The organism is Burkholderia sp. E168m23 (assembly GCF_016586125.1).
Classification (GTDB): Bacteria; Pseudomonadota; Gammaproteobacteria; order Burkholderiales; family Burkholderiaceae; genus Burkholderia; species Burkholderia orbicola.
The window spans coordinates 1-5895 of sequence record NZ_BCPP01000418.1 but is presented as its reverse complement, the minus strand read 5'-3'; the positions used below and the strand labels follow the sequence as shown (position 1 = coordinate 5895).

Annotated in this window: 6 protein-coding genes; 5 read left to right on the top strand and 1 reads right to left on the bottom strand. The window is 67.9% G+C overall.

The genetic code is table 11. The annotated features are described in order from the left end of the window. Positions 1-155 precede the first annotated feature (155 nt). The 5 genes from JMF90_RS20770 (at position 156) to JMF90_RS20750 (ending at position 4555) form a co-directional block, all read left to right on the top strand. Positions 156-932: an ABC transporter substrate-binding protein gene (locus JMF90_RS20770; protein ID WP_011547750.1), complete on the top strand. Its 777-nt coding sequence runs from the start codon at positions 156-158 to the stop codon at positions 930-932. Between the two features lie 88 nt (positions 933-1020). After that, positions 1021-1677, top strand: coding sequence for an amino acid ABC transporter permease (locus tag JMF90_RS20765; RefSeq protein ID WP_011547749.1), 657 nt, complete (start codon positions 1021-1023; stop codon positions 1675-1677). Beyond that, entirely contained in the window at positions 1674-2429 is a 756-nt protein-coding gene (locus JMF90_RS20760) for an amino acid ABC transporter ATP-binding protein (protein WP_006479077.1), read from the top strand. The genes JMF90_RS20765 and JMF90_RS20760 overlap by 4 nt, the downstream gene beginning before the upstream one ends. Beyond that, a complete protein-coding gene (locus JMF90_RS20755) occupies positions 2426-3736 on the top strand; it encodes an FAD-binding oxidoreductase (protein WP_011547748.1) in 1311 nt (436 codons plus the stop codon). Before JMF90_RS20760 ends, JMF90_RS20755 begins: the two co-directional genes overlap by 4 nt. A 78-nt stretch (positions 3737-3814) precedes the next feature. Then, positions 3815-4555: a class I SAM-dependent methyltransferase gene (locus JMF90_RS20750; protein ID WP_011694732.1), complete on the top strand. Its 741-nt coding sequence runs from the start codon at positions 3815-3817 to the stop codon at positions 4553-4555. 24 nt (positions 4556-4579) lie between these two features. Here the strand turns inward: JMF90_RS20750 and JMF90_RS20745 are convergent, their stop codons facing one another. Next, positions 4580-5893 carry a cytochrome-c peroxidase gene (locus JMF90_RS20745; RefSeq protein ID WP_236598010.1) on the bottom strand — a complete coding sequence of 438 codons (1314 nt, stop codon included), beginning with the start codon at positions 5891-5893 and terminating at the stop codon, positions 4580-4582. Positions 5894-5895 lie beyond the last annotated feature (2 nt).

The window sequence follows — 5895 nt, the reverse complement described above, 5'->3', positions numbered from 1 at the left end:
GGGGCGAGATCGATTCGATACCGCATCATATCGTATCGAATATCGATACGCAAAAATCTATTTGCGATGTTTTTGATTCGTTTTAAGATCAAGCCATCGTCGCAGTGTCGATCAGCGACCGGCCGGCGCACCGGATTATTCGAGAGGGAGTCACCATGGTTCCGTTCATCAAGCGGTTCGGCGCGCTGGCCGCCGGTTTCGTCACCTGTATCGCACTCTCCACGGCTTCGGCGAGCGCCGTTGCCGCCGAGCCCACGCTGAAGGTCGGCGCGACGGCCACCGGCGTGCCGTTCACGTTTCTCGACGTCAAGAGCAATTCGATCCAGGGGATGATGGTCGATGCGATCACCGCGGCCGGGAAGTCGGCCGGGTTTCGCGTCGACGTGCAGCAGACCGTGTTCTCCGCGCTGATCCCGTCGCTCACCACGCAGAAGATCGACATCATCTCGGCCGCGATGCTGAAGACGCCGGCGCGCCAGCAGGTCGTCGATTTCTCGGACACCGTCTACTCGTTCGGCGAAGGCCTGATCGTGAAGGCCGACGATCCGGGCCGCTATACGTCGATGGACGATTTCAAGGACCAGGTGGTCGGCGCGCAGGTCGGCACCGCATTCGTCGATGCGCTCAACAAGAAGGGCATCTTCAAGGAAGTCCGGACCTACGATTCGATCGCCGACATCATGCGCGACGTCGCGCTCGGCCGTATCAAGGCCGGCTTCGCCGACCAGCCGATCGTCGCGTACCAGATCGAGCACGGCGTCAATCGCCAGGTGCGGCTGGTGCCCGAATACCAGAGCGTCGTGAAGGGGCAGGTGTGCTTCATCGTGCGCAAGGGCGACAACGCGACGCTCGAGCAGCTCAACGGCGCGATCCGCAAGATGAAGAGCGACGGCACGCTGCAGCAGATCCTGCAGAAGTGGCACATGAGCTGAGCGTCGGCGCTCGCTTCCCGACCGGCAACGCCCGCGCGTCGCGGGCATCCCCAGCGGCGTGCCGTTCGGACGTCGCATAGGAGACCTCATGTTTTTCCAGAACGCGATCGATTTCCTGCCGATCCTGCTGAAGGGCGCGGTGGTCACGATCGAGATCACCGCATGCGCGTTCGTGCTCAGCTCGGTGCTCGGGCTGATCCTCGCGCTGCTGAAGGTGTCGCGCAATCGTGCCGTCGCGACGGCCGGCAGCACGATCATCAACGTGATCCGCGGGCTGCCGATCATCGTGCAGCTGTTCTACATGTATTTCGTGCTGCCCGATCTCGGCGTGCAACTGTCGGCGTTCCAGGCCGGCGTGCTCGGTCTCGGCATCGCGTATTCGGCGTATCAGGCCGAGAACTTCCGCGCCGGCATCGAGGCGATCGACCGCGGCCAGATCGAAGCCGCGCACGCGATCGGCATGCGCGGCCCGATGATCATGCGGCGCGTGGTGCTGCCGCAGGCGTTCCGCATCGCGCTGCCGCCGTACGGCAACACGCTGGTGATGCTGCTGAAGGATTCGTCGGTCGCGTCGACCATCACGGTCGCGGAAATCACGCGCGCCGGCCAGCTGATCGCATCGTCGACGTTCCAGAACATGAGTGTCTACACGCTCGTCGCGCTGCTGTATCTCGCGCTCGGCCTGCCGCTGATGTTCGCGGTGAACCGGCTCGGCAAGCGGCTCGCAGTGAGGAGGGGCGCATGATCCGGATCGATTCCATCCATAAACGGTTTCAGCAGCACGCGGTGCTGAAGGGCGTGAGCCTCGACGTACAGCAAGGTGAAGTCGTGTGCCTGATCGGGCCGTCCGGTTCCGGCAAGTCGACCGTGCTGCGCTGTATCAACGGCTTCGAGACCTACGACGAAGGGTCGATCACGATCGACGGCGTGAAGGTCGACGCGCATTCGAAGCGGATTCACGAATTGCGGATGCGGGTCGGCATGGTGTTCCAGCGCTTCAACCTGTTTGCCCACCGCACGGCGCTCGAGAACGTGATGGAAGGGCCGGTGCACGTGCGGCGCGTGCCGGCCGCGCAGGCGCGCGAACAGGCCCGCGCGCTGCTCGACAAGGTCGGCCTCGCGCACCGGATGAATGCGTATCCGTCCGAGCTGTCGGGCGGGCAGCAGCAGCGCGTCGCGATCGCACGTGCGCTTGCGATGGAGCCGCAGGCGATCCTGTTCGACGAGCCGACGTCGGCGCTCGACCCCGAACTCGTCGGCGAAGTGCTGGGCGTGATGCGCGGGCTGGCCCGCGACGGGATGACCATGGTGGTCGTCACGCACGAAATGGCATTCGCCCGCGAGGTGGCCGATCGCGTGTGCTTCCTGCACGACGGCACGATCTGCGAAAGCGGGCCGGCACGCGCGGTGCTGACGCAGCCGAGCCATCCCCGCACGCAGGAATTCCTGCGTCGCCTGCTGGCGTCGGACGGCGCCGACCACCCGGATCGAACATGAGCGCAACGACTGCGGCACCCGGACGGCCCGACGCACAGTGGCCGGATTCGCTGTGGGCGGCGACCGCCGCGCCGGCACCCGATACGCCCGCGCTCGACGCATCGGTGTCGTGCGACGTGGCGATCGTCGGCGCCGGCTTCACGGGCCTGTCGACCGCACTGCATCTGGCCGAACGTGGCGTGAACGTTCGCGTGATCGATGGCGCGCAGCCGGGCTGGGGCGCATCGGGCCGCAACGGCGGGCAAGTGATTCCCGGGCTGAAATACGACCCCGACGAACTGGTCCGCCGGTTCGGCGACGAGGCCGGCGAGCAGCTTGCCGGTATCGTCGGCGGTGCGGCCGATACCGTGTTCGACCTGATCGCGCGGCACGCGATCGACTGCGATGCGCGTCGCGAGGGGTGGATTCAACCCGCGCCGACCACAGCGATGCTCGACACGGTTGCACGCCGTGCGCAGCAATGGGCGGCGCGCGGCGCGCCGGTCGACGTGCTCGGCCGCGACGACGTCGCGCGACGGCTCGGTACGCCAGCGTATGCGGGCGGCTGGATCGATCGCCGTGCCGGCAGCGTGCAGCCGCTCAGCTATACGCGCGGTCTCGTGCGGGCAGCTCAGGCGAGCGGGGCGGTCGTGCACGGGTCGACCCGCGCCGTCGGGCTGACACGTGCCGACGGCCGCTGGCGGGTCGCGACGTCCGGCGGCGCGACGCTGTCGGCCGAGCGCGTCGTGATCGCGACCAACGGCTACACGGACGGGCTGTGGCCCGGCTTGCGCCAGTCGGTGATCGCCGCGAACAGTTTCATCGTCGCGACGGAGCCGCTCGCGCCGGCGCTCGGCCGCGACATCCTCGCCGGCGGCGAGGTCGCATCGGACGCGCGCCGTCTGCTGCTGTACTTTCGCCGTGACGCGGCCGGCCGCCTGCTGATGGGCGGCCGCGGCCCGTTCGCCGAACCGCGCGCGCCGAGCGACTGGCGCCATCTCGAACGCGCGACGACGCTGCTGTATCCGCAACTGAAGGGCGTCCGGTTCGAATACCGCTGGGCGGGGCGCGTCGCGATCACCGCGGATTTCCTGCCGCACGTGCACGAGCCCGCGCCGGGCGTGACGATCGCGCTCGGCTACAACGGCCGCGGCATCGCGATGGCGACGACGCTCGGCAAGCATCTGGCCGCGCATCTGTCGGGCGATGCGCAATTGCCGCTGCCGTTCCGCGTCACGCCGATCCGGCCCATTCCGTTGCACGGGCTGCAGCGCTTCTATATCGCGGCCGGGGTCGCCTGGTATCGGTTGCTCGACAGCCTGTCCTGACCTACCTGTGACGGCAGTCGCCATCCGTCGTCCGATCGGGCAGAATCGGCCTGCCCAGTTTCGACCGACGGATACCGCATGACCGACCCGAACGACCCGAACGAATCGCCCGGCCGCCGCGCTTACGCGAGCTTCGCGCAACGCTATGCGGACCTCGCGCCGACGAAGGCGCACAACGGGCTCTACGAGCGGCCGGCATCCATGGCGCTGCTCGGCGACGTAGCAGGCCTGACGGTGCTCGACGCCGGCTGCGGGCCCGGCATCTGCAGCGCGCATCTCGCCGGTCACGGCGCGACCGTGCATGCGTTCGACGTGACGCCGGAGATGGTTGCGCTCGCAAGGACGCGTTGCGCGGGCCTGCCGGTCGACGTCAGGGAAGGCGACCTGGAGGCGCCGCTCGCGTGGCTGCCCGACGCGTCGGTCGACAAGGTGCTGTGCTCGCTCGCGCTCGACTACGTGCGCGATCTCGCGCCGACGCTGCGCGAATTCCGGCGCGTCGCGCGGCCGGGCGGAACGCTCGTGTTCTCGATGGCGCATCCGGTGCGCGACTGGATGGACGAACGCACGCGCGGCGACGGTACGTATTTCGACACGTCCCGCTTCGGTTTCCACTGGTCGGGGTTCGGCGAGCCGAAGCCGTACGTCGAAGCGTGGCGGCGGCCGCTCGCCGACATCCTGAACGCGGTCGCCGACGGCGGCTGGCGGCTCGAGCGCTTCGTCGAACCGACGCCGCTGCCGGAAATGAAAGCCGTATCCGAACGGCTCCATGCGGAGCTGTCGCTGGCACCGGCCTTCCTGTGCATCCGCGCGCGCTGCTGACCCGGCGCGGCGCCCGGCCGGCGCTCAGTGCTGCGCCGGGGCGTCCGTCAGCGTGCCGAGGAACGCTTCGATATCCTTGATGTCCTGCGCCGTCATCGCGGGTTTGTCGCCCGGCTTGCGATCGAACGGCGCATCGGTCACGTCGACGTTCGCGCGATATTTCGGCGGAATGTCGTCGTATTCGTCGACCTTGCCGTCCGCGCCGCGCGAATAGAACTTCTGCGGCGAGATGCTGCGCTCGTTGTAGAACGCCATCACCTGGTCGAGCGTGTGGAATACGCCGTTGTGGAAGAACACGTGGCGTGTCGCCGAATTACGCAGCGTCGGCGTCAGGAACATCCCGCAATACTGTGTCTGGTCCTTCAGGTCGTCGCGGAACGGCCCGCACACGCCGAGATCGTAGAACGCCGGGTTGCGGTTCTGCGCGAGCGCCCGGTTGCGCGGCGCGCCGAGCGCCTCGTACTGGTAATCGGTAAACATCGGCGGCAAGCCGTCCTTGCCGGGTTTCGACAAGTGGCAGCCCGCGCAATTCGCCTTGTCCGGATCGTTGAACAGGCGCAGCCCGCGCAGTTCGGCCTGCGTGAGGCGCGCGCGGCCTTCGAGCCAGCGGTCGTACTTGCTGTCGTACGGATGGAACGACGGATCCTCGACCTGATAGCGCGCGATCGCGAACATCGCTTCCGACACCGCGAGCTGCGGCGTGGAGAACACGCGCGCGCCGAACAACTGCTCGAATTGCGCGCGATGCGACGACTGCGCGAGCTTGCGTGCGACGTCGTCGACGCTCGCATTCGCCATCTCGACCGGATTCAGCAGCGGGCCGAACGCCTGTTGCTGCAGCGTATCGGCGCGGCCGTCCCAGAACATCCCGCCTTGCGGCACGAGCTGCGGCGCGGCCGACGTACCGGCCACCTTCTGCGCCTTGACGACGCCGGCCGCCGCCGTGGCCTGCTGCGCGACGCTCGGCGCGGCGTCGTTTTCACCGGCGTCGGGGCCGATGCTGAAATTCGGCTGGCGGTACAGGTACATCAGCGACGGCGGCGGACGATAGCCCTGCTGCGTCATCGCGAGGCCGCCCGGTTGCACGTCGAGCGCATTCGGTGGGCCATACGCATGATCGGGACTATGGCACGACGCGCACGACTGCTTGCCCGATGCGGACAGCGACGGATCGTGGAACAGCGCGCGCCCGAGCTGCGCGACCGCCGACAGCGGCTGCGCGGCGGGCCGCTGCAGCACGACCGGATGCGGATTCGCGCCGGTCCAGTCGGCGACCACGGTGCCGATCGCCGCCGGCACCTGGGCGGGAAACGCGATCGCGAACGCGCCATAGCCGATCA

What these genes read in the sequence shown, in the direction of transcription:
- JMF90_RS20760 (WP_006479077.1), top strand. Translation starts at nt 1,674, where the DNA reads ATGATCCGGATCGATTCCATCCATAAACGGTTTCAGCAGCACGCGGTG.
- JMF90_RS20770 (WP_011547750.1), top strand. Translation starts at nt 156, where the DNA reads ATGGTTCCGTTCATCAAGCGGTTCGGCGCGCTGGCCGCCGGTTTCGTC.
- JMF90_RS20750 (WP_011694732.1), top strand. Translation starts at nt 3,815, where the DNA reads ATGACCGACCCGAACGACCCGAACGAATCGCCCGGCCGCCGCGCTTAC.
- JMF90_RS20765 (WP_011547749.1), top strand. Translation starts at nt 1,021, where the DNA reads ATGTTTTTCCAGAACGCGATCGATTTCCTGCCGATCCTGCTGAAGGGC.
- JMF90_RS20755 (WP_011547748.1), top strand. Translation starts at nt 2,426, where the DNA reads ATGAGCGCAACGACTGCGGCACCCGGACGGCCCGACGCACAGTGGCCG.